We start from the raw sequence: 23,774 nt of genomic DNA, 5'->3' as shown, positions 1-23,774 counted from the left end.
TCTTTCATTTTTTACAGCTTTTTCATTTCAAAAAGATTAAAAAATCTTCAAAATATCATTATACATAACTACAACCATCAAAAGCATCAACACCATCAAACCTGCGAAATGAACCATGCCCTCAATCTGTCTGTTCACCGGTTTTCTCCGGATAGCCTCGATAATCAGAAATACAAGCCGGCCGCCATCCAGTGCAGGAAGCGGAAGCAGGTTCATAACACCAAGGTTTGCAGATAAAAGTGCTGCCATATACAGCATATTTACCCAGATTGTCAGCATGCCCTCACTCTTACTTGCCTCATAGGTACTGCCAATTGCATCAGCTATGCCAACCGGACCGCTTAAATCCTTTACGCCCAGCCCACCGGTAAGAAGCTCTTTCAGGCTGAGTAAGGTAGAACGGATCATATATTTTACTTCCAGTGTTCCATACTTCAGCACTTCAAATCCATGTGTCTTCGTGTACGCCAGATTATAAGAAAAATCAAGCACTGCTGTGCGGGACTCTGATGGAGTTACCTCAGCGTTGTATTCCAGGCCATCACGCACATAAGTAATGGTCACAGGCTCACTTGTGAGAGGATGCTCTGCAAGATATGCAGTATAATCGTCCGAACTCTCCAGTCTGGTGCCATTAATGGAAGTGATCACGTCCCCAGGCTCCACACCAGTTTCAGATAAACCCATTCCCGGGATCAGGGATGCCACCTCAAGGGAATCGGTACTCTTTCTGTTAAAGCCAAGAAGGTATCTCACCTGTACGTCTGGTTTGAAGGCCAGCTCCACATCTTTGCCATCCCTCTCCACAGTCATATGAATGGTCTCATCCTCCTGCGGATTATTCAGATACATATACAGATAAAGATCTCTTGCCAGATCAATATGATACCCCTGATATTCTTTGATAATATCCCCTTCCTGAAGACCGGCTTCAGCCACAGTAGAACCACTCTCCACCTGCGTAACCTCTGCCGGGTCATAGCCCACCAGCGTAACAATGAGCACTGCAAACACAAAGGCCAGAATAAAGTTAAACACCGGTCCTGCTGCAACTGTAGCGATTCTTCCCCAAACCGGTGCACCATTGAAAGTTCCCTTGGACTCATCTTCCATATCTTCTCCCAGCATGGCACAGGAACCGCCAAGGGGCAAAAGCTTCAGAGAATACCTTGTTCCATTCTTCTCTGTGCTAAGCAGCCTTGGTCCCATTCCAAGGGAAAACTCCGTTACTACGATCTTATTTTTCTTTGCAAGAAGGAAATGCCCCAGCTCATGAAAAAGAATGATCGCACTGAAAATCAATAATGCCAGAATAATCTTCAACCTACCACCTGCTTTCAATCCATTTATAAGTCTCGTCTTCTACTGCCAGTATCTCCTCCAGCTCAGGATTCCGGATCACTGTATGTCTTTCCATAGACTGTGCAATAATGTCGTAAATATCCAGAAAACCGATTTTTTCCTGTAAAAACTTCTTTACAGCCAGCTCATTTGCTGCGTTAAACACAGTAGGCATACTGCCGCCTTTTCTTGCAGCATCCATAGCCATTGGAAGCCCCAGGAATGTATCCATATCCGGATCTTCAAAAGCAATCTCTTTCAATTTATGGAAGTCCAGTCTCTCTCCATCCAGATATCTGCGTTCCGGATAATAGAGTGCGTACTGGATTGGAAGCCGCATATCCGGAGTTCCAAGCTGCGCCATAACTGCACCATCTTTAAACTCTACCATCGAATGGATAATGCTCTTTGGCTGGACAACAACCTGAATATGATCCAGATCCACATCAAACAGCCATCTGGCTTCCATAACCTCCAGACCTTTATTGACCAGGGTTGCAGAATCTACTGTGATCTTCTGTCCCATTACCCAGTTCGGATGCTTCAGGGTATCCGCAAGCGTCACATGTTCCAGTTCTTCTCTTTTTCTCCCACGGAAGGGGCCACCGGAAGCTGTGATCAGAAGCTTCTCAACCTGCGCCCGCTTTTCCCCATGAAGGGCCTGGAAAATAGCACTGTGCTCACTGTCTACCGGAAGGATCTGAACCCCATGCTCTTTTGCCATGGGAATGATCAGATGACCTGCTGTTACCAATGTTTCTTTGTTTGCAAGAGCAATGTCCTTGCCCGCCTTGATTCCCTCCATTGTAGGACGGATTCCAATCATTCCTACAACAGCGGTAACCAGAATGTCTGTCTGGGGCATACGTGCAAGCTCCAGAAGTCCCTCCATACCAGACACAATTTTTACATCCATATCCGCAAGACGGACTTCCAGATCCTTTGCCGCATTTTCATCCCACACTGCAATCAGCTGAGGATGAAACTCTCTTGCCTGTTCTTCCAGCATTTTCACATTTCTTCCTGCACTGATTCCCAGCACCTCTATATCACCGTTAGCTCTCACTACATCCAGAGTCTGTGTACCGATAGAGCCGGTTGAACCTAAAATTGCAATTTTCTTCATTTCAAATTCCTCTCAGTCCATTTCCGGGACAAATCATATCTTATCATTTCCACACTTTTTATTCCTTTATGCTTCTCGCTGCCAATCCTGAATCAGATTCCCAACACAAGCTTCGCCAGGAAATAAATAGCCGGAGCTGTAAAGATCACACTGTCAAATCTGTCCAGGATTCCACCGTGTCCCGGGATCAGTTTGCCATAGTCCTTGATTCCCTGATTTCTCTTAATAGCAGAAGCAGCCAGATCTCCCACCATGGAGATCAGCGCTCCGACTGCACAGATCAGTGCATACTCTGCAATCCTGCCGCCAGTTGCAGCTGCATAAATCGCGCCCAGAAGCGCAGCACCTGCCACGCCGCCTACTCCACCTTCTACTGATTTCTTCGGGCTGAGGATTGGTGCCATTTTGTGCCTGCCGATCAGCATTCCCACACAATATGCGCAGGTATCGCATCCCCAGGAGCATAAAAAGATCAGCCATACCAGGAATTTTCCATCCGGAAGGTTCCTGGTAAGATAAATAAAGGAGAGCATTACAGCCACATATACCACCCCAAAGAACGCCGGCATCACCTGTTCTGCTTTGAACTTGGGATAAGTAAATACGTAAACGAACATAAACATCATGAACGAAATGATCACGCCCATCATTCCATATTTTTCAAAATCCAGCGACATCAGCACATAGTAGATCACAGCTCCAAGATAGCCTGCAATTTCCAGGGCATTAAAATGGTCTTCCCGAACCTTCATAACCTTATAAAGCTCCTGCATTCCGATCAGAGAGATCCCAAGTAGTGTAAAAAACAGCACATAATCTCCACTGATAATAGTCAGAAGCGCAACTGCGACCAACACAATACCGCTTAAAAGACGTGTTTTAAACATCTTACTCCTCCTTCACACCGCCATATCTTCTGTCTCTTTGATTATATTTCTCAATAGCCTGTACTAATTCTGCTTTATGGAAATCCGGCCATGCCACGTCTGTAAAATAGAATTCCGTATAAGCCAGCTGCCACATAAGGAAATTGGAAAGTCTCTGTTCTCCGCTGGTGCGTATCAGAAGATCCGGATCCGGCACTCCTGCAGTATCCAGGTAGCTTCCAATCGTATCCTCTGTGATCTGATCCGGAGAAACTTTTCCATCCGCCACATCCTGTGCCATCTTTCGCATTCCTCTTGTAATCTCATCGCGGCTTCCATAATTCATGGCGATCTGGAAGTACAGCTCATCATAATCCTTGGAAAACTCCTCCAGTTTACGGATGCTTTCCTGAATATCCGGTGCAAAAGCAGAGATATCGCCGATAATTTTGATTTTCATCTTATTATCCCGGGATATTTTGATACATTTCTTAAGATAACTGCGAAACAGCTTCATAAGCCCGTCCACTTCTTCTCTGGAGCGTTTCCAGTTCTCCGTGGAAAAAGCATATACTGTCAGATATTTCACGCCCAGATCTTTAATATCATAGCAGACCTGCTCCAGATTGGCGCAGCCCTTAACATGTCCATAGCCACGAGGCAGTCCCTTTGCCTTTGCCCAGCGGCCATTGCCGTCCAGAATAATGGCAATATGATTGGGTACGTTCATATTTTTCTCCTTGTATTTTGTTTTTCTTTTTTCGTTATAAGCGTTCAGATTATTCGTACAATTTCATACACAAGGGCAGAAAAGAGCTCTTTTTAAAGAGCTCTTTTTGCGGTTTCTTTATAAAAGGATCCTGTTTTGCAGATTTTTAGTCCAAACAGCTCTGCGCTTCAGGTAATATGCCCTTATACAGTCATAATCTCCTTACCTTTTGCTTCTACTGCAGCATCTACATCCTTGATGTATTTGTCTGTAAGCTTCTGAACTTTGTCCTCTAACTCTTTGATCTCGTCCTCAGATACATCCTCTTCTTTTTTCAGCTTCTTGTATGCATCGTTGGCATCACGGCGGATGTTGCGGACAGCAACCTTAGCTGCCTCACCTTTTTTCTTAACATCTTTAACCAGATCTTTACGGCGTTCCTCGGTAAGCTCCGGGAAAACAAGACGGATCACTTTTCCATCGTTATTCGGGTTCAGGCCAAGATCAGAAGTAAGGATTGCTTTCTCAATTCCCTTGATCAGGCTGGATTCCCATGGCTGGATCTGGATCATACGAGCTTCCGGAACCGTGATATTTGCCACCTGCTGAATCGGTGTAGGGCTTCCGTAGTAATCTACTGTCAGCTTGTCAAGGATATGCGGATTGGCACGTCCTGCACGGATAGTAGTCAGCTCTGCTTCTAAGCTGCCCAATGTCTTTTTCATTTTCTCTTCATACTTCTGAATTCTTTCATCCATAAAATTAATCTCCCTCTTTATGATTTTCTGCCGGTAAGCAGTATTATCCTATTTTCTGCGCAACGCGCTTATACAGTAACCTTTGTTCCGGAAAATTTTCCGTGAACAGTGTTGATAATGCTGTTCTCCTCATCAAGAGCAAATACCATCATCGGCATTTTCTGCTCCAGACACATAATAGAAGCTGTAAGATCCATGGCTGCAAGCTTCTTGTCAACAACCTCCTGAATAGAGATCTCATCATACTTCACAGCGTCAGGATTTACCTTCGGATCGCTGTCATAAATACCATCAACTGCCTTCGCCAGAAGAATCGCATCGGCCTCGATCTCAACTGCACGAAGAACCGTAGCTGTATCAGTAGAGAAGTACGGATGTCCTGTACCGCCTGCAAAGAATACCAGCTTGCCCTGTGCAAAGCTCTCTTCTACGCTGTCCTTGGAATACAGTTTGGTAAATGCACCACATGCAAATGGTGTATAAATCTCAGTCTTCATACCTGTATATCTGCAAAGGTCAGATACATAAATACAGTTCATAATGGTAGCAAGCATACCGATCTGGTCTGCCTTGTTGCGGTCTATCGTCTCACTGGTACGTCCTCTCCAGAAGTTTCCACCGCCGATCACAATGCCGATCTGTACTCCTTCATCAGAAATTGCCTTGATCTGCTTCGCTACTGCAAGAACAGTCGCCTCGTCAAATCCTGTTTTCTTCGGTCCGGCAAGAGCCTCACCGCTTAATTTTAATAAAACTCTTTTCATTTCCATGCTTTTATCCTGCCTTATTTTTTATTCTTTAATTTTACCATACTCCGGCAACAATCTCATTTCCGCTGTCATCAACAGTAGTAGAAACTGTGAAAGAGTCATAATAATGATATCCTGTCTCTCCGGTCTCCGGCTCGTTCTCATAATCACTTCCGTTAGCCTCTCCCAGTGCTGCAACCAGACTGGAAAGCGGCTGTCCGATATATTGTTTCGCCTTATCTGCATTGGAATCATCCGGTGCAGTATTACTGCCGCCATTATTATCCGGGGTACTTGTAGGCTGCGGTGCAGATGTAGGTGCAGCAGTGGAATCTGACTGCTGCGGCGCAGATGTAGGCGTTGGTGCTGTATCCGTTTCCTGAGAATCATCCTCAGAACTGTCTTCGCTGTCATCAAGACCAAGACGCGCCATCACTTCACTCAGGGTAGAAGTTTCTGTCTTACTCGTTCCTGTCAGATAAGTAGCATAAGGAATTCCATCCTCAGCAGTTCCATCCATATGAAGAGTGATCTTTGAAATTGTCTTCAGCGGAAGCTTACGGAAATAACAATCTGTATAATCCTCGTCCTCATACGTGATCCGGATGTCATAGCTTGTCACCGCATTTCCATCTGCATCCTTCTCGTCCGGCTCATAATAGTAAAGAGCCTTGTCGCCATCATTCAAAGTAAACAATCCATTGATCAGCTCTGTGCCCCAGTCATCATCGTCATCCGTAGTCGGACGAATGTAAAGTCCCTTCACAGCAGCTCCGGTACCGTTCACAAGAATCAGCTTGGAAGCTGTGGAAGTCTTATCACCAATCACATTCTTGATATCTGCATCGTCAGATTTCTGCATCTCTACCAGGGAACTGTCATCGCTTGAAGCTGTATCTGTATTCTCAGCCGGAGCCACGGTTACCTGGCCATCCTTACCTGTATCTTCAGTCTGTTTCTTACCACATCCGGCTGCTGCCAAAGCAGTGACCAAAAGTGCTGCAAGAATCACATAACGTTTTTTCATAATCTATATTCCTCCCACAAAATGGAATTAAACTCCTCTAATATCCACTTTTTGTTCTCCATTATTATTACAGAGTATGACAGACTTGTCAACCGAACGCGGGATGATTTCATACAATTTTTAAACTTTTCGTTACTGTTCACTCCATTCACAGTAACACGCTTCGCGATGCACAGAAATCATGCTTTGCACGATTTCGCGCCGCAACTCTCGGGTTTCTTTTCCCCATTCTCTCTGGTGCCTTCACCGGGAAGGAAGATCCTGCGTACTTCTTCTGTGAACAAAAAGAGCCAGGGACAGTTTTCTCTATCTCTGACTCAAATAGTTTTTGACAACATGTCTCAATGTTTAAAACCCGGCGTCTCTTCGCTCTTTACGCATATCCCTGCGGAGCAGAGCTGCCTCATGGCGTCCTTTCTCAGCTTCTGTGTGGATAATAAGGCCGGGGATTCGGGTAGGACGCTCATCCTTATCCACAGCTACCATCACAGAAAAAGCACGGTTAACCAGGTAACGCATTCCATCCCCGCGCTCCACATAGGAATCAATTTCCACTTCCATGGAGGTATTTCCCACATAGGTCACATAGCCGATCATCACAAGGATCTCGCCCTCGTAAACGGGCTCCTTAAACTGCAGATTGTCCACAGCTGCAGTTGTGACACGGTAAGTTCCGCAATGACGCATGGCAACCACGCCGGACACCTCATCCACCCACTGCATCAGCATTCCTCCGAACAGCCTGCCGCCGGCATTTAAGTGCTGGTGCATGATCAGATGAACCTGCTCCGTTCTGGAATCCTCTACGGTTTTCATCGGACGGTTTTCTTTTATTGTTTCCTTTGCTTCCTGTGTTTTCTCTTTTATTTTCTCTTCCATAGCCAACCTCTTTTTACTGTTTTCATGCTGCCTGTACAGCGAATATTAAATAAATACCATATTGACCTGTCTGACTTTTTATATGCTGCATCTTTACAGCTGATCCCCTATAAATGTTTAACAGAAATTTACGAAAGCCGGGAATTTTTCATCATAAAAATCCCCAGCTCCCATTGTTTTTAATATAAATTCTTCACCTTGAAATCACGCTCTGCTTCTCGTCTCTGATCTTTCTTAGCGATATCCTGACGTTTGTCATACAATTTCTTACCTCTTGCCATACCAATTTCCACCTTCACAAGGCTGTCCTTGAAATAGACCTTGATTGGCACAAGGGTAAGACCTTTTTCCTTCAGTTTGGCTTCCATCTTGTTGATCTCACTGCGGTGAAGGAGAAGTTTACGGATACGAAGGGGATCTTTATTGAAAATATTGCCTTTTTCGTATGGGCTGATGTTCATTCCATAGATATAAACCTCCCCATTCTGAATCCGCACAAAAGATTCCTTGACGCTGCATTTTCCCATACGCAGGGATTTTACTTCTGTTCCTGCCAGGGCAATTCCTGCCTCATACGTGTCTTCTATAAAATAATCGTGAAATGCCTTTTTATTATTTGCAATCAGTTTGATTCCTGGTTTCTTTGCCATAAGTTCCTCCCTATATGGATTTCCGCCTGCAGGCGGGCGCTCAAAACAAAGGGTTGCTGTTCTAGAGCGTAGTTTCTATGCATCGCAAAGCGTGTTTTTGATCGCAGAATGAACAGTAACTTCTAATTACCACTCTTGCTCCTCTGCCAGAACAAAATCCACAGTCTTCAGCATGGTATCTGCGTCCGCAACTCTCACACGCACCTTCTGTCCCAGTGCAAACACCTTGTGTGTCACATCGCCGATCAACTCGTAAGCATCCTGATCAAAGGTGTAGTAATCATCCCTCAGTGTATTTACATGAACCAGTCCCTCTACCGTATTTGGAAGTTCCACATAGAAGCCCCAGCCAGTAACACCGGAAATGATTCCTTCAAATTCTTCCCCAATATGGTAAGACATATATTCTGCTTTTTTCAGCTTGTCAGATTCTCTCTCTGCTTCGTCCGCCCGGCGCTCACACACACTGGACTGGCGTGCCACATCTTCCAGAATCTCTTTATAATGCTCTGTTTTTCCCTCTCTTTCCAGACGTCCCCGAAGCTTATCCTTAATGATCCTGTGAATCTGAAGATCCGGATAACGACGGATTGGAGAAGTAAAATGGCAGTAATATTTCGCTGCAAGTCCAAAATGGCCGCTGCATTCTGTAGTATACTTCGCCTGTTTCATGGTTCGAAGAGTAAGGCGGCTGATCTGTGGCTCGTTTGGAAGTCCCTCAATGCTCTCCAGAATAGTCTGGATCTCCTTCGGGGTAATCTCCTGTCCATTCTTCTGCACCGGCACTCCTTGATTATGAAGAAGTGTGAGAAGGCTCTCCACTTTCTCGGGATCCGGAGTCTCATGGGTACGGTAAACAAACGGCATATCATCCCTGCAGCACTCCTCTGCCACAGTCTCATTTGCCATAAGCATGAAATCCTCAATGATCCTTGTTGCCACATTTGCCTCATATGGCTTAATGTCAATGGCTCTTCCTGCTGCATTTAAGATAATCTTGCTCTCCGGAAAATCAAAATCAATGGAGCCTCTGTGATGGCGGTTTCCACGAAGGATTTCAGAAAGCTCTTTCATCAGGAAAAACATGGGAACAAGTTTTTCATAGCGTTTCTTTGCCTCTTCGTCAGTATCCTCCAGAATGTTTTTCACATCTGTATAATTCATTCTCTCATCTACACAGATCACAGTCTCTGCAATCTTATGGGAAATCATATTTCCTTTTTTATCAATATCCATAAGACAGCTTAAAGTAAGACGATCCTGCCCCTGGTTCAGAGAACAGATTCCGTTGGAAAGCCGTACCGGGAGCATGGGAATTACACGGTCTGCCAGATATACACTGGTTCCCCGCTTCAACGCCTCACGGTCAAGGGCACTTCCTCCCTGTACATAATTGCTTACATCTGCAATGTGAACACCAAGATGATAGATGCCATTCTCCTTTGTCAAAGTAACTGCATCATCCAGATCCTTGGCGTCTTCTCCGTCAATGGTGACGGTCTGAAGATGGCGAAGATCCAGTCGGCCATCCCTGTCAGCATCCAGAACATGATCTGGTACACGGTCAGCCTGACGGATTACTTTATCCGGAAATTCGCTTGGAATGCCAAAGCTTTTTACAATGGCAAGGATATCTGTTCCAGGTGCACGGCAGCTTCCCAGATTCTCTACGATCTTCCCTTCCGGATTGCGGTTCTTGCTTCCGTAGCTGGTGATTTCCACCACTACCTTATCCCCATCCTTGATTCCCTGGGAATCTTTTCTCGGAATAAATACGTCCCTGGAAAATTTAGGATTGTCGCTTACCACAAAACCAAAGTCACGGCTGTTCTCGTAGGTTCCCACGATCTGGGTCATACCTCTTTCCAGAACTTTTACTACAATTCCCTCACGGCGTTTGCCTTCCTGCGGCTCTTTTGTGATTATAACACGAACCTTATCCTGGTGCATAGCCGTTCCGGTACAATCTTCCGGAATAAATACGTCGTTGTCTTCCCCCTCGATTTCCACGAAGCCAAAGCCCTTGGGATGACCGATGAAGGTGCCTTCCACAGATGGACTGTCCGGATATTCATTGTACTTATCTTTTCCCCTGCCGTAACGATCGTCGGGCTTGCGGTGATCATACTTTCCCGCCTGCTTATCATTATATTTCTTATCGGAATGTTTCTCATCTTTTTTCCCGGTACGTCTCTCGGAGCTTTCTTCTGCATATTTCCCGGAACGTTTACCCGAAAACTTCTCGTCACGTTCTTCTCTTTTTCCACGCTGCTTCTCTTTCCCGCGCTTTCTTCCAGTTACTTTGGAATAACGTCCCTTGGAATCCAGGTCAGCCTTTCCCTCTGCTACCAGATCATCCAGAACACGGTACAGATCTTTCTTCTCGTCCTTTGAAAGGCGCAGAAGACCTGCAATTTCCCGGAAACGCATAGGCTGGTACACTGGATCTCCAAGAAGCTCCATCATAAATTTTTTTCGTTTGTCAAATTCTCTGTCTTTACTCAATTTGTCTCCTTCTTAATACCTGCACACGCAAGCTGCTCTATTAAAATCGCACGCACAGACTGTAATTATCACGAAACTTTTCTACCATCTTTCCATAATTTCCTATTATCAGGAAAGAATCCTGCAAAGCAGGATTTTCCGCTTACATAAAAAACACTCTTGCGATCAGATCAACAAGAGTGTTTCCCAGTTTATTCTTAGAAATTCAAGTTCAATACAACTGCCAGTACAAAGAACAAAACTCCCATAACTGTAGTTGCCTTAACAAGACCGCCCTCCATGGAACGTCCTTTGTTCTTACCCCAGTATGTGTCTGCAGCTCCGGCGATCGCACCAAGCCCCTGTGACTTACCTTCCTGCATAAGGACTACTACGGTAAGGGCAATACAATCTATAACAAAAAGAATTGTTAAAATCGTTCTTAAAATCTGCACGTGGTTACACCTCCTAATCAACTAGGAGATATTGTACCATAGCCAGCATTTGATTTCAACTCTTTTTTATCTTGAATTTGGACAAATTACGCTATCGTTTTTTTCAGGATCAGGCAAACGGATTCTCATACATCGACAGTCTGCCAAGCTGCTCATGGATTCTCAGAAGCTGATTATACTTGGCATTTCTATCTGAACGACATGGTGCACCAGTCTTGATCTGCCCCGCACCAGTTGCCACTGCAAGATCTGCAATAAAGGAATCCTCCGTTTCACCGGAGCGGTGGGAAATAACAGAGCGATAACCCGCCCGTGCAGCCAGTTCTACTGCCTCCAGAGACTCTGTCAGGGTTCCGATCTGATTTACCTTGATCAGGATTGCATTTGCTGTTCCGAGCTTTATTCCACAGGCCAGCCGTTTGATATTTGTCACAAAAAGATCATCCCCAACCAGCTGTACACGGCTTCCAAGCCGCTCCGTCATAGCCTTCCAGCCCTCCCAGTCATCCTCCTGCAGTCCGTCCTCAATGGAAACAACAGGAAATTCATCTAACAGATTTTCGTAATAACGGATCATTTCATTGGAATCCCGGATCACCTCTTTTCCAGTCATCTTACTCTCCCCTGGAAAATAGTAGCCATCTTTTTCTCCGTCATATAATTCACTGGCTGCCGCATCAATGGCAATGCCAATATCTTTTCCCGGCTCATATCCGGCGTTCTTCACAGCCTCAAGGATCAATTCCAGAATCTCCCTGGAATCCTTCAGATCCGGTGCAAAACCACCCTCATCGCCCACTGCTGTAGACAGATTTTTCTTTTTTAAAAGAATCCTCAGTGACTGATAAATCTCCACACACATGCGGATTCCCTCTGAAAAACAGGAAGCCCCAACTGGCATGATCATAAACTCCTGAAGATCCACTGTATTGTCCGCATGCCGCCCGCCATTCAAAATATTCATCATTGGTACTGGCATCCTGTTCGCATGACAGCCTCCGATATACTGATAAAGCGGAATCCGAAGTGCCATAGCGGCTGCCCTCGCCACCGCCATAGAAACACCAAGAGTGGCATTTGCCCCAAGATTGCTTTTATTGTCCGTACCATCTGTCTGGATCAGAAGAGAATCAATATAGGTCTGATCCAGTGCATTTTCTCCCAGAATTGCCTCCGCGATTTTTGTGTTTACATTATCCACTGCTTTTTGTACACTAAGGCCTTTATAATTTCCTTTATCGCCGTCTCTTAGCTCCAGTGCTTCGAATTTTCCTGTGGACGCGCCGGATGGAACCGCTGCACGGCCTGTATATCCATTGATTCCAATAACGCCTTCTCCAACTGTCACTTCTACCTCCACAGTAGGATTGCCTCTGGAATCCAGAATTTGTCTTGCGTGAATCTTCCGAATAGGCAAATACCGTAACATTTCCTTACCTCCTAAAGATTGATAACGGTAGTTTTTCCAACTATTCAGAGTTCTATGCAGGATTTCAGATTCTGTTTCTGTCAGAAGTGCTCAATGAACCTCAGAAATGGAATTAAATCCCTTATTTCTCAGACATGCCTCCACCTCACTGATATCCGGTACGTGGAGAACCATGATCGGAAGTCCGGTAGCACGGTTGAAAGACAGATACAGATAATCAATATTGATGTTGCTCTCCTGGAGACTGAGAAGCAGTTTGTTCAGATTACCAACCTCATCCTTTACCTCGATTCCAAGAACATCACTAAGCTTACAGATAAAACCAGCCTTTGTCAGCGCTTCTAACGCCTGCTCAGGTTTGGAAACAACCATACGTATAATTCCATATTCAGCACTGTCATTGGTAACAGAACCAAGGATATTAATATCCTCCTCCAGGAGGATTCCAGTCACCTTCTGCATTTTCCCTTTGATATTTTCCGCAAAAATTGATAATTGTTTCAGCATTTTCTTATTCCTTTCCATATTTTAATAACAATATTAACATTTTAATCATAAAAGAAACTCAGATGCCGCCCGGGCAGATAATTTTCTTTCACAAAACAGACATTTCGCCTGTCGGCGACATCACTATCTATTCACTATATATATCAGCTCTTTATTTCTCAACGGGAACCTCAATCAGTTCCTTAGGAGAATGTGCCAGATTGCGGCAGCCATCCTCCGTTACCACTACCATATCCTCAATACGAACCCCTCCGAAACCAGGTACATAAATACCCGGCTCAACAGTCTCGATCATATTGGCTTTCAGAATGGTATCGTCAGAGGGAGACAGGCGCGGACTTTCATGGATGAAAAGACCTACACTGTGACCAAGTCCGTGGCCAAAACAGTCACCGTAACCAGCCTCTGTAATAATATCTCTCGCAACCTTATCCACACTCGCTCCGCTTACACCAGCCTTTACTGCTGCAAGACCGGCCAGCTGTGCTTTTAATACAACATTGTAAATTTCTTTCTGTTTATCGCTTGCTTTTCCGAGAACAAAGGTACGTGTCATATCGGAGCAGTATCCCTTGTATTTACAGCCAAAATCACAGGTAACAAAATCCCCTTCCTCCAGCTTCTTATCTCCTGGGATTGCATGAGGCATGGAAGAATTCAGACCGGAAGCGATGATCGTGTTAAAGCTTAAATCCTCTGCTCCCTCTTTTTTCATCAGATATTCCAGCTCTGCCGCAGCTTCCAGCTCTGTCATTCCTGGTTTCACGATTTTCAAAAATTCTGCAAATGCTTTGTCCCCGATTTCTTCAGCTCTTGCCAGGTACTCCAGTTCTTCCTCAGTCTTAATCTGGCGAAGATCATCGATTCTGCTGCCAAGAGGTGTCCATGTCTGAACCGGCAGTTCCTTTCTGAGCTTATCAAAATCACAGCAAAGCATGGACTGATCCTCATATCCCATATGGAAATCGCCATTTACATTCTCCTTCTCCATACACTCCTTCAGGATCGTCTGACGGTTATGCCCACGGCACTCTTCGATTACTGTGAAATCGCTCTCTTTACCGGCCTGCTCCGTATAACGGGAATCTGTGATCAGCACCTTCTGGGCTGCTGAAATATATAAAGCGCCCTCGCCGCCGCGAAAACCGCTTACATGTCGCATGTTATACGGATCTGTGATCACAAGGGCATTCAGTTTCAATTCATCAAGAATTGCATTTAACATCTTTGCTTCCTCCTCATCTTCTGTCATACAGCTTCCCAGCACTTTATCACGTTGAAAAGCCATATTCTTTATAGTTTCATCATACCACATTATACGCGGAAATATTGTCTGAATTTTCAATTCTTTTCGCATATATAAACTTTTTATTTTATATAAAATAATATTTTTTCAAATTATTTGTTGACAAACGAGAAGTAATCTGTTATAGTAAGCTCATAAAACAAAAGGAACTTAAAAATAAAAACAAAAAGGAGTGAGACCACCGAAAACATAAGTTCATTACTTATAATCTAAGAAAGAGAGGTACGGACCACCAGAAGCATAACGAAACATCTTAATTTTTAACACTTTAAGAAAAGCGAGGTACAGTCCACCAAGAACGTAAGCCTTAATTCCAATTGTTTTAAACGCATAATATATTCGGAAAGAGAGGTACATTCCATTGGATATGGATCAGATTTAAGCCACCAGTAAACGTCGATGCTGGTGGCTTAATTAATGTCTGGATTTTCCTTTCATTTTCAAGCAGCTGCCTTGCCCTTATTCGCATGATTTTTCAAACACGCTCTGGCATAAACCTTTTATTTTCTCATATATCTGTAAAAAAATACCCGTGAGGTTTTCTCTTCATGAAATTTCCCATTTTTTCTTTTCCAGCACTGAAGGAAAAATTCTCTTCGCATATTTCCTCTTTTTGCTCGAAAAAGCGCCCTGCGATCAAAGACTTTCTCCACTACGCCGGCGTTCCTCTCCTCTTCGCCCTGTCCTTTCTGGCCGGTTCTGCCGCCCGGGTGATCGTTCACCATTTTTCACCCCCGGAAGCAGTCGCTACTTCATCAGACTGCGCAAGCTGGGGACTCAGCTTCCAGGAGGAAGGAAAACGTCCTGTAGGAAATGCTTCCATTCAAGAGCTTGCTTCCTATAACGCCTACTTTGCAAAGGATACCCAGGAGAAAATACTCTACCTTACTTTTGACTGTGGCTATGAAAATGGCAATACACCGCTGCTTCTTAATGCATTGAAAAAACACAATGTAAAAGCAACTTTTTTCGTTGTTGGAAATTTCATAAGAGATAATGGAGATCTGATAAAAGAAATGGTTCAGGAAGGGCACATTGTAGGAAATCATACTCTCACTCACCCGGATATGTCCGGGATTTCTTCCCTGAATGATTTCAGGAAACAGCTGGAGGGCGTGGAAAATCTGTATAAAGAAACGACCGGAGAATCCATGACGAAATTCTACCGGCCGCCTCAGGGAATTTACAGTACAGCAAATCTGTCCATGGCAAAGGAACTGGGGTATAAAACCTTCTTCTGGAGTCTTGCCTACGTAGACTGGTATCAGGATAAACAGCCAACCAGAGAGGAAGCCTTCGATAAGCTTCTCACACGGATCCACCCAGGGGCAATTGTCCTGCTGCACAATACTTCTTCCACAAATGGACAGATTCTGGATGAACTGCTGACCAAATGGGAAGAAATGGGATATACATTTGGAATGCTCAATGATTTCTGAATTTTTGCTATCCTGGAGCGTGTCTGAAAAAAGGCTTTCGTTATCTGTTATTTCCAAAATAAATAACCGCCTGTACTCCAGGACCAGTATGAATTCCAATAATCGGGCTCATTGGCATAATAATAACCTGAGCCTGTGGTACAGCTTCCAGGATAGCAGCCTTCTCTTTCTCAGCCTGCTCAGCAGCATCACCGTGACAGATAAATACATAAGGGTGCTCCTCATTTAATCCGGAACCGATATACTTGGAAACGATCGTATTCATAGCAGCCTTGGAGCCGCGTACCTTCTCCGGGATTGCCAGAGTTCCATCCTCCACAATACGAAGAATCGGTTTAATCTTCAGCTTACCGCCGATCCAGGCGATTGTGGGGGAAATACGTCCGCCTCGTTTCAGAAAATCAAGATCATCTACTGTAAACCAATGGCAGATATGGAGACGATTCTCCTCCAGCCATGACGTATTCTCCTCCAGGGACATTCCTTTATTCTGGTTTTCTGCTGCCAGGATTACCAGGATTCCCTGTCCTCCTGTGGCTGCAAGAGAATCCACGCAGGAAATATTACGCTCCGGGTATTCTTCCATCAAATCAGCCGCTGCAATGCGAGAGCTCTGCCATGTGGAAGTCAGTCCTCCGGAAAGGGAAATATAAAGAATATCCTTGCCCTCTTTCAGAAACGGTTCAAAAAAATCGGTATATGTAGCCGGGGAAATCTGGGAAGTACTTCCGGTTCCACCTGCACGAAGCTTGTCATAAAAAGCCCTGCTGTCCCAGTTTCCCGGATTCCTGTGCGGGCACTCCTCTCCGTTTAACTGGTATACCATAGGAATCAGATGAATCTGACCCTTATCTAAAATGTCTGCCGGAATATCTGCAGATGTATCTGTTATGATCACATAATCACTCATACTTGGTTCTCCTCATTTAATTGGCAATTCCTTATACCGTAATCGGTTAAGTGCTCCCATTATAGCATACTTCTTTTATGACGTGTGTGTTTTTTACATTTTTGGTACTTTTGTAACGTTTTCCACAGAGCATGTTGGAAAAGCATTCCCGCGATCTGCACGCCCCACTTTGCGATATATTTCGTCCGAATTCGGTTGCCGTAGCCCGCTACGGCGCCCTCATCCTGGCAAAATTTCCCACAAATTGTGACGCACATCTTGCAGAAAGCCTTTTTCAGATACGCTCTAACGGGCTACAATTATTTTTTGCAGCGTCTTTTTTACTGCCGTATACTTTTTTTCCGGAACAGGAAGTTCCCGTCCTCCTGTTACAGTCATTTTAAATCTGCGGATAGAATGGACATGCGCCGGGTTTACCATGTAACTCTCGTGGCACTTCAGAAACAGGTTCCCATAACGTTTTTCCAGAGTTTTCAGGCTTTCTGTAGACTCAAACTCCTGATCCAGAGTATGGATCACCGTATGATTGCCGAGACTTTCCACATAGATCACGCGAGACCAGTTCAGATAAAGAATGGACTTATCAATCCCTTTCACATAAATCCGCTCTGATCTGGTCTCTCCTGTAAGGACAAACTTACGATAATTCTCATCATAATGTACCGGATAAATGCCATCCCTCTCATCATACTGAATTGCATTTGAAATAAAGATCACACGTATCTTCGGCACACCTTTTTGCTCCACCCAGGTAAACTGCATACGCTGATTTACCCGGCTTGCACTGTTATCCGGCCAGATCGTATCTACCAGCATAAAAGTCATGATTTCTGCCACCGTACTGCTTGTAGTGGCAAGCGGCAGCACCGTCAGATTATTCAGGGAAAACTTCAGTTCGTGTTTCTCAGCGTGAAAAGCATCTACCAGATTTTTTCTTCCGCGGATCACCTGCTTGTCTGCAGGGCCTATCCAAAGAACATCCTCATGACAAGAGTTCAAAAAAGGCTCTATCTCATTGTTATAATATAAATTCAAAAGCTCTGCTGTCCGGTCTCCAATTTTCTGTATGTTCATCTTCTGTCGCTCCTATTTATGCTGGTAATAAAAAACTGCCACCTGTGTACGGTCACGCAGCTGCAGTTTTTCCAGGATCATGCTCAGATAATTCCGCACGGTTCCTTCACTCAGGAAAAGCTCTGCCGCAATCTCCTTATTGCTGTATCCATTTGCGATCAGCTCTATCATCTCAAATTCTCTCTCATTAATGTCATATTTTCCATAATCAAACTTCTTTTCTCCCTGTAAAAGGTCTGGAATCCTGGAAACTATTTCTGTTCCAAATACTGTCTGCCCACAGTAAACCGCCCGAAGTGCAGGCAGAATACTGCCGTAATCCTGCTTCAGAAGATATCCCTTTGCACCAAGACGCAGGGCTTTTACTATGTATTCGTCATCGGAAAAAGTGGTAAGAAGCAGAATATTTGCCTTTGGATACCTGGACAAAATACTCCGGGATGCTTCCAGACCGTCCATTTTCTCCATTCGAATATCCATAAGGAGCACATCCGGCTCATACCTTTCATAAAGCTCACAGGCCTCTTTTCCGTCTGCTCCAGTCGCTAACACTTCCACATCCTCATTCACTTCCAGAATGGTTTTCAAAGCACCCGCCACCAGGCAGTCATCGTCTACAATTATTATTTTCATTTCTTACTCCTGCTTTTCTTTCATTTCCGGAATACATTCAAAAAATATTTTTCATAATCTGTATGCCCGCTTTACTGTATCTTTATCGGAATCCACCTCAACCACATTTGGGTATTGTAATAAAAATCCGGAATCCCTTATCCGTAAAAATCTGTATGGTTCCACCCAGGGCATTTACCCTTTCTTTCATATTTACAATTCCAATACCGGATTTTTCCGGATCATAAAAAGTATTTGTCCCATTATCCTCTATACAAAGCTGGTACAGTCCCGGATGCTCCCGAAGGATCAGCTGCACCTTCGTGGCGTTGCTGTGCTTCATAATATTTGCGAAGGCCTCTTTGGTAATACTGATAAAACAGTATTTCACCTCCCTTGGAACCTCTCTTGTCATATCATAAACCATCTGCACCGAACAAAATGTAAACTCATGAACCAGGCTCTTTTCCACTTCTTCTAAATTTACTGCTTCATCGTGAAGGTCATGGACACTATTTCTGATGCTGTTCATAGCATGGTTCAGGGAATCCTCCAGATTTTTCAGTATGGCGGTCATCCCGGGATCTTTATTTATGGTCTTTGCAGCCCCTACCATAAGGATTGAACGTGAAAGTACATGTCCCACATTATCGTGGATTTCCCTGGCGATCCGGTTTCGTTCCTTTAAGGTAGCATTATAGATCTCATAATCCTGTTTTTCCTGCAAAGCTTTATTTTTCTGAGACAAAAGCAGGTTTCGCTCCTTGGAATCATCCTGGATCCTTCGCAGCTTCTCTTCCAGAATCTGACTCTTTGCGGTATTTCTCTCCATAAAAAACGCCAGTAAAAATCCAAATACACCGGTCATTGCAAAAAGGCCCATGTTTTCCCTGCTTTCAGGTATTTTCCAGAGAAAAAACATCACTGTTACTGCTGCCAGCCCCCTCATTTTTTCATGAAAAAGCAGATAAAAAAGACATGGATAAAAGATAAAGGTCTCTGGAATAGCCAGTCCCAGAAATCCGAACAAAATGCAAAGGATTAACCGCAATGCCTTCTTTCTCACCGTATATCCACAACAGATCACACTTACACAGCTCAAAAAAGCAATCAGAAAGCCTGCCACTGGCGGCAGAAAAAAAAGTGACAGAAAGCTATAAAATACCAGCAATCCACAGTCCCAAAAGTATCCCACTCTGTCACCTTCTTTCTCATTTTTCCCAACTACTGCTGTTCACTCCGTAACCGGTAATTTTCAAATATTTAACCTGTTTTTTTACATATATGCCTTACAGACATTTCCCTTATTATAGTATAACTGACCTTGCGCTGTAAAGAAGGTTCTGCGCTTTATAACATTACGGTTTACTGATAATGTTCCGCGAGATGTTTTTGTGAATGGAACGAACTGTAATTTTATGACATTTGTCATGTGAAGACCGTGACATCTGACACTTGGCGCTTTTCCCTCATTCCTTTATACTAGAGTGTACTTGAAAAAGCATTCCTGCAATCTGCATGCTTCACTTTGCCGGTATATTTCGCCCAAATTCAGTTGCCGTAGCCCGCTACGGCGTCCTCATCCGGGCAAAATCTCCCACAAATTGTGACGTACATCTTGCCGAAAGCCTTTTTCAAACACGCTCCAAATTTATGATACAGCTACTATACGGGGAAAATCCGAAGGAGGAAAATCGTGTCCACAAATATTGTTCAAATAGAAAATCTGGTAAAAAGATATGGGGACCTGGTGGCACTTGACCACCTAAACCTGAGTATTTCGGAAGGAGAGGTTTTTGGTCTTCTTGGCCCCAACGGCTCCGGAAAGACTACAGCTATCAATTGTATGCTTTCTCTTCTTAAATACAACAAAGGCAGCATTCATATTTTCGGAGAGGAAATGCGTCCCGACAATTACAAAGTAAAACAGCAGATTGGAATCGTGCTGCAGAATGTGGCTGTTTTTGACGAACTGACTGTCTATGAAAACATTGATTATTTCTGCGGACTTTATGTCCCGGATAAGAGAAAAAGAAAAGAACTGGTGGAAGAAGCCATTACCTTTACCGATCTTAACGATTACCGCAAAATGCGTCCAAAGAAGCTCTCAGGCGGTCTTCTCCGCCGACTGAATATTGCCTGTGGAATTGCTCATAAGCCTCGCCTGATCATTATGGATGAGCCAACGGTAGCCGTTGATCCCCAGAGCCGGAACAAAATCCTGGAAGGCATTCAGAAGCTGAATGAACAGGGTTCCACCATCATTTACACTTCCCATTATATGGAAGAAGTGGAGCAGATCTGTACACGGATCGCAATTATGGATCACGGTCATGTGATTGCCTCCGGCACCAAAGAGGATTTGAAAAAAATGATCAAAACCGGCGAGACCATTACTATTGAGGCCATTCCTCTTACCTCGGAGAATCTGGCTGACATCCGGGCTCTTCCACACGTATTTGACCTGCATTACGAGGAACAGATTCTCACTGTACGGTGCACAGGTGCCCGTCACAACCTGATCCGGCTTCTCAATTACCTGCAGAGCCAGGATATTTCCTTTGGTCAGGTTTCCTCTGAGCTGCCTACTTTAAATGACGTATTTCTGGAAATCACAGGGAAACAGCTGCGAGATTAAGGAGGACTACCATGCTGCATTTGATCAAATATAACCTTCTGGTAAAGCTGAAAAACTTTGCAACCACTTTCTGGCCTCTTATTTTTCCAATTCTTCTTGGAACTATGTTCTATTTTGCTTTTGGAAATATTGATGATGCTGATTTCGAGACTGTACAGGTTGGAATTGTAAAAGAGGACGGCGCTGACACGTTGTTTCTTATGTTTCTGGATCAAATTGAAAACAACGGAAATCATCTGATTGCTGCTCAGGAATTATCTGAATCTGCTGCACTTACCAAACTGGAAAATGAAGAAATTTCCGGTATTTATCAGGTGGGAAGCTCCCCTTCCCTTACAGTAGCTTCCAACGGAATCCCCCAGAGCATCCTTCAGTCCATTTTGTCCGGCTACGAAACCGGAAAAAGTACCATCCGCAATATAGTCCGCACACATCCATCCGGTCTGTGGGGCGGAATCCAGCAGATGTTAAATCAGCAGGAAACACTTACTGAAGTTTCACTTGGCGGACAGACTATTAACGGAAGTGCACAGTTTTTCTATGCATTGATTGCAATGACCTGCCTCTATGGCTGTTTTATCGGATTTGGCTCTGCCATAACTCTTCAAGCCAATCTCACAGCACTTGCCGCACGACGCTGCGTCACTCCAACGCATAAACTGAAGCTGATTCTTTCAGAGCAGATTGCTTCTTTTTTGCTTGGCTATTTCGATGTAATCGTGTTGCTGATCTATCTTCGCTATATTTTAAAGCTGGATTTTCAGGGAAAAATCGGACCCATGCTGCTTATTTCTTTTTTCGGATCCCTGATCGGGGTTTCTATTGGAATTTTTGTAGGTAGTCTTGGAAAAATGAAAGAAGGGGGAAAGATTGGTATTATTCTTGGTTTTTCCATGGTCTGCAGCTTTTTATCAGGACTTATGGACAATACCATGAAGGATCTGATAGAAAAAAATATGCCTGTTATTAACCGGATCAATCCAGCAGCACTTATTTCTGATGCTTTTTACTGCATCAATGTGTATGACGATATGAGCCGCTATTACCGCAACCTGTTCACTCTTGCAGTGATGAGCATAACATTAGTGACTGCTTCATTTTTACTGATCCGGAGGGAAAGCTATGATAGTATTTAAATGTTACATGAAAATTTTAAGACAGAATGTGACGCTGGTCATTATATATCTTGGTATTTTCTTTTCTGTGGCTCTTGTCATGCAGATGGCCGCTGGAAAAAGTGAAGACAGCCTTTATGCAAATACCAGCATTGATATTGGAGTGGTAAAGGAAGATCAAGGCGTTCTGGCTCAGGGATTTGTGGATTATCTTAACACGATTCACAATGTAATTCCTATGAAAAATAATCCGGAAGTACTTCAGGAAAATCTCTTTTACCGTAATGTGGAATATATTGTGCAGATTCCAGCTGACTTTTACGAGGCTTGCATTCAAGGAAATCAGCCACTGAAGGTCACCAAGGTTCCAGGATCCTACAGCTCCTATTATGTTGACCAGCAGATCAGCAGTTATATCAGTACCATCCGGACTTATGTTGCTGCCGGTTTTTCCCAGGAGGAAGCCGTTCAGGCAGTAAAAACCGAAGTTCATAAACCGGTCACCAAGATTTCCTCTGATTCTGCAAGCAGTGATCTGGTTCCTTACACTTATTATTTTCGTTATATTCCTTATCTTTTTCTGGGAGCTCTTTGCTATACCATGGGATATATTCTTATGGCTTTCAAAAAGGGAGATATTCAGAAACGGATGGAAGCTTCCGCTATTTCAGTGAGACGTCAGTCCCTGGAGGGATTGCTGGCAATGGGGGTAATTGGTGCTTTCTTGTGGCTTCTTGGTATCCTGGGGGTAGTGCTGATGTATGGAAATACCTTTTGGGATTCTGAACTTCGTGGCTATTATATTGCAAATACATTGCTTATGTTAGTAGTTTCACTGTCACTCTCTTACCTGATTGGAATGTTTATTCCAAACAGCAATATTTTAAGCGGCGTAGCCAATATTGTTTCTCTTTCCATGTGCTTCCTCTGTGGCGTCTTCGTCCCTATGGATGTGATGGACAAATCGGTTCTGAAAGTCGCCCAGTTTCTGCCAGTATACTGGTATGAACAGGTAAATGAAATTCTAAGCCGACATCATTCCCTGACACCGGAGCTTCTTGGAAAGGTACGGATTGATATGGGGATTGAGGTGTTGTTTGCCGCCATGTTTATGTGTTTGATTCTGGTAGTTTCAAGGTATCGAAAAGAGGGGTAATGCCCCTCTTTTCTGCACATGATTCTACTATTTTAGCAATAAATCAATAGAAATGAATTAAAAACAAATCAAACAGGTCATATCTTTTTAGAAACTAGGAATCATTCCTAGTTGACATCATAGGTGACATCGTTAGAAAATCCCACAAAATGAAAAACGCCGGAAACCCAGTAAAATCAAGGCTTCCGACGCTTAAGAAAACAGGGGATGAGAGAATCGAACTCCCACCAAAGGTTTTGGAGACCCCTATCATACCATTTGACCAATCCCCTATTTTATGAAGAAAAAGTGACTATTACTAGTCACGTCTCTTTGAAAGGTTTTGTACCTTCAAAACTACATACATGTTACATCCTAATGGAATCATTTTACCTCTGCGTGAGTCTGGCAGCCACTTTATAACTGCCTTTCTCATTTCTTGGTCAAGCCCTCACCCTATTAGTAACAGTCAGCTCCATGTGTTGCCACACTTCCACCCCTGCCCTATCTACCTCGTCGTCTTCAAGGGGGTTTACTTCTTTCGAATGGGACATCTCATCTTGAG

Annotated in this window: 26 protein-coding genes, 1 tRNA gene and 1 rRNA gene; 6 read left to right on the top strand and 22 right to left on the bottom strand. The window is 44.0% G+C overall.

The annotated features are described in order from the left end of the window. Positions 1–36: 36 nt before the first annotated feature. The 14 genes from rseP to ABHC48_RS11240 form a co-directional block, all read right to left on the bottom strand. The gene (gene rseP / locus ABHC48_RS11305; RefSeq protein WP_347505526.1) at positions 37–1,323 is read right to left on the bottom strand and encodes an RIP metalloprotease RseP; all 1,287 of its coding nucleotides are present in this window, start codon (positions 1,321–1,323) and stop codon (positions 37–39) included. A gap of 1 nt (position 1,324) precedes the next feature. Beyond that, positions 1,325–2,467: a 1-deoxy-D-xylulose-5-phosphate reductoisomerase gene (dxr, locus tag ABHC48_RS11300; protein WP_347505524.1), complete on the bottom strand. Its 1,143-nt coding sequence runs from the start codon at positions 2,465–2,467 to the stop codon at positions 1,325–1,327. A 92-nt stretch (positions 2,468–2,559) separates the two neighbouring features. Continuing rightward, positions 2,560–3,354: a phosphatidate cytidylyltransferase gene (locus ABHC48_RS11295; RefSeq protein ID WP_347505522.1), complete on the bottom strand. Its 795-nt coding sequence runs from the start codon at positions 3,352–3,354 to the stop codon at positions 2,560–2,562. Position 3,355: 1 nt separating this feature from the next. Then, complete coding sequence (locus ABHC48_RS11290; RefSeq protein ID WP_118578732.1) at positions 3,356–4,063, bottom strand: isoprenyl transferase; 708 nt, start codon at positions 4,061–4,063, stop codon at positions 3,356–3,358. A 182-nt stretch (positions 4,064–4,245) separates the two neighbouring features. Beyond that, positions 4,246–4,800, bottom strand: coding sequence for a ribosome recycling factor (frr, locus tag ABHC48_RS11285; RefSeq protein ID WP_118578734.1), 555 nt, complete (start codon positions 4,798–4,800; stop codon positions 4,246–4,248). A gap of 68 nt (positions 4,801–4,868) precedes the next feature. Then, a complete protein-coding gene (gene pyrH, locus ABHC48_RS11280; RefSeq protein WP_330590253.1) occupies positions 4,869–5,570 on the bottom strand; it encodes a UMP kinase in 702 nt (233 codons plus the stop codon). A 34-nt stretch (positions 5,571–5,604) separates the two neighbouring features. Further along, entirely contained in the window at positions 5,605–6,576 is a 972-nt protein-coding gene (locus ABHC48_RS11275; RefSeq protein ID WP_226855639.1) for a hypothetical protein, read from the bottom strand. A gap of 348 nt (positions 6,577–6,924) precedes the next feature. Further along, on the bottom strand, positions 6,925–7,455 hold the full coding sequence (locus ABHC48_RS11270; protein ID WP_330637356.1) for an acyl-CoA thioesterase: 531 nt from the start codon (positions 7,453–7,455) through the stop codon (positions 6,925–6,927). 179 nt (positions 7,456–7,634) lie between these two features. Beyond that, positions 7,635–8,105 (bottom strand): SsrA-binding protein SmpB, encoded by a 471-nt coding sequence (smpB, locus tag ABHC48_RS11265; protein WP_021926591.1) that lies wholly within the window; start codon positions 8,103–8,105, stop codon positions 7,635–7,637. Between the two features lie 126 nt (positions 8,106–8,231). Continuing rightward, positions 8,232–10,610, bottom strand: coding sequence for a ribonuclease R (gene rnr / locus ABHC48_RS11260; protein ID WP_347505520.1), 2,379 nt, complete (start codon positions 10,608–10,610; stop codon positions 8,232–8,234). Between the two features lie 197 nt (positions 10,611–10,807). After that, a complete protein-coding gene (gene secG / locus ABHC48_RS11255) occupies positions 10,808–11,044 on the bottom strand; it encodes a preprotein translocase subunit SecG (RefSeq protein ID WP_118578738.1) in 237 nt (78 codons plus the stop codon). A 109-nt stretch (positions 11,045–11,153) separates the two neighbouring features. Next, positions 11,154–12,473 carry a phosphopyruvate hydratase gene (eno, locus tag ABHC48_RS11250; protein WP_195982696.1) on the bottom strand — a complete coding sequence of 440 codons (1,320 nt, stop codon included), beginning with the start codon at positions 12,471–12,473 and terminating at the stop codon, positions 11,154–11,156. Positions 12,474–12,563: 90 nt separating this feature from the next. Beyond that, a complete protein-coding gene (locus ABHC48_RS11245; protein ID WP_118578742.1) occupies positions 12,564–12,980 on the bottom strand; it encodes an amino acid-binding protein in 417 nt (138 codons plus the stop codon). 151 nt (positions 12,981–13,131) lie between these two features. Next, positions 13,132–14,232: an aminopeptidase P family protein gene (locus ABHC48_RS11240; RefSeq protein WP_244095581.1), complete on the bottom strand. Its 1,101-nt coding sequence runs from the start codon at positions 14,230–14,232 to the stop codon at positions 13,132–13,134. A gap of 602 nt (positions 14,233–14,834) precedes the next feature. Here ABHC48_RS11240 and ABHC48_RS11235 point away from each other — a divergent pair. Next, a complete protein-coding gene (locus ABHC48_RS11235) occupies positions 14,835–15,725 on the top strand; it encodes a polysaccharide deacetylase family protein (protein ID WP_347505517.1) in 891 nt (296 codons plus the stop codon). Between the two features lie 40 nt (positions 15,726–15,765). Here the strand turns inward: ABHC48_RS11235 and ABHC48_RS11230 are convergent, their stop codons facing one another. Together ABHC48_RS11230 and ABHC48_RS11225 are read right to left on the bottom strand one after the other, a co-directional pair. Next, positions 15,766–16,635 carry a DegV family protein gene (locus ABHC48_RS11230; RefSeq protein WP_173772601.1) on the bottom strand — a complete coding sequence of 290 codons (870 nt, stop codon included), beginning with the start codon at positions 16,633–16,635 and terminating at the stop codon, positions 15,766–15,768. A gap of 59 nt (positions 16,636–16,694) precedes the next feature. Further along, the gene (locus ABHC48_RS11225; protein WP_334292547.1) at positions 16,695–16,892 is read right to left on the bottom strand and encodes a DUF6783 domain-containing protein; all 198 of its coding nucleotides are present in this window, start codon (positions 16,890–16,892) and stop codon (positions 16,695–16,697) included. Between ABHC48_RS11225 and ABHC48_RS11220 the strand changes: the two genes are divergently transcribed. Continuing rightward, complete coding sequence (locus ABHC48_RS11220) at positions 16,812–17,018, top strand: DUF6783 domain-containing protein (protein ID WP_334292548.1); 207 nt, start codon at positions 16,812–16,814, stop codon at positions 17,016–17,018. The genes ABHC48_RS11225 and ABHC48_RS11220 overlap by 81 nt on opposite strands. Here the strand turns inward: ABHC48_RS11220 and ABHC48_RS11215 are convergent. The 4 genes from ABHC48_RS11215 to ABHC48_RS11200 all read right to left on the bottom strand — a co-directional run bounded on the left by ABHC48_RS11215 (position 16,921) and on the right by ABHC48_RS11200 (position 19,926). After that, the gene (locus ABHC48_RS11215) at positions 16,921–17,709 is read right to left on the bottom strand and encodes a LytTR family DNA-binding domain-containing protein (protein WP_173769377.1); all 789 of its coding nucleotides are present in this window, start codon (positions 17,707–17,709) and stop codon (positions 16,921–16,923) included. The two genes, ABHC48_RS11220 and ABHC48_RS11215, sit on opposite strands and share 98 nt — an antisense overlap. A 12-nt stretch (positions 17,710–17,721) precedes the next feature. Then, a complete protein-coding gene (locus ABHC48_RS11210; RefSeq protein ID WP_173769378.1) occupies positions 17,722–18,342 on the bottom strand; it encodes a response regulator transcription factor in 621 nt (206 codons plus the stop codon). 97 nt (positions 18,343–18,439) lie between these two features. Further along, on the bottom strand, positions 18,440–19,516 hold the full coding sequence (locus ABHC48_RS11205) for a histidine kinase (protein WP_347505514.1): 1,077 nt from the start codon (positions 19,514–19,516) through the stop codon (positions 18,440–18,442). A gap of 356 nt (positions 19,517–19,872) precedes the next feature. After that, entirely contained in the window at positions 19,873–19,926 is a 54-nt protein-coding gene (locus ABHC48_RS11200; protein ID WP_334285446.1) for a DUF6783 domain-containing protein, read from the bottom strand. Between ABHC48_RS11200 and ABHC48_RS11195 the strand changes: the two genes are divergently transcribed. From ABHC48_RS11195 to ABHC48_RS11180, 4 genes are read left to right on the top strand one after another with little or no spacing between them, the layout of a single operon-like run. Beyond that, positions 19,903–20,082: a DUF6783 domain-containing protein gene (locus ABHC48_RS11195; protein WP_334285447.1), complete on the top strand. Its 180-nt coding sequence runs from the start codon at positions 19,903–19,905 to the stop codon at positions 20,080–20,082. The genes ABHC48_RS11200 and ABHC48_RS11195 overlap by 24 nt on opposite strands. Beyond that, positions 20,018–20,959 (top strand): ABC transporter ATP-binding protein, encoded by a 942-nt coding sequence (locus ABHC48_RS11190; protein WP_334285432.1) that lies wholly within the window; start codon positions 20,018–20,020, stop codon positions 20,957–20,959. Before ABHC48_RS11195 ends, ABHC48_RS11190 begins: the two co-directional genes overlap by 65 nt. Before the next feature lie 11 nt (positions 20,960–20,970). Then, entirely contained in the window at positions 20,971–22,095 is a 1,125-nt protein-coding gene (locus tag ABHC48_RS11185) for an ABC transporter permease (RefSeq protein WP_195699661.1), read from the top strand. Beyond that, positions 22,082–23,230 carry an ABC transporter permease gene (locus ABHC48_RS11180; protein ID WP_195699660.1) on the top strand — a complete coding sequence of 383 codons (1,149 nt, stop codon included), beginning with the start codon at positions 22,082–22,084 and terminating at the stop codon, positions 23,228–23,230. The genes ABHC48_RS11185 and ABHC48_RS11180 overlap by 14 nt, the downstream gene beginning before the upstream one ends. Positions 23,231–23,431: 201 nt before the next feature. Here ABHC48_RS11180 and ABHC48_RS11175 read toward each other — a convergent pair. Next, positions 23,432–23,502: transfer RNA gene (locus tag ABHC48_RS11175), tRNA-Trp, on the bottom strand. A 146-nt stretch (positions 23,503–23,648) separates the two neighbouring features. Next, positions 23,649–23,774 (bottom strand): 23S ribosomal RNA (locus ABHC48_RS11170); the annotation flags it as partial.

It is taken from the genome of Ruminococcus sp. 1001136sp1, from assembly GCF_039841815.1.
GTDB lineage: Bacteria > Bacillota > Clostridia > Lachnospirales > Lachnospiraceae > Blautia_A > Blautia_A faecis.
The sequence above is the reverse complement of the archived record's forward strand: the minus strand, read 5'-3'. Positions and strand labels throughout refer to the sequence as shown.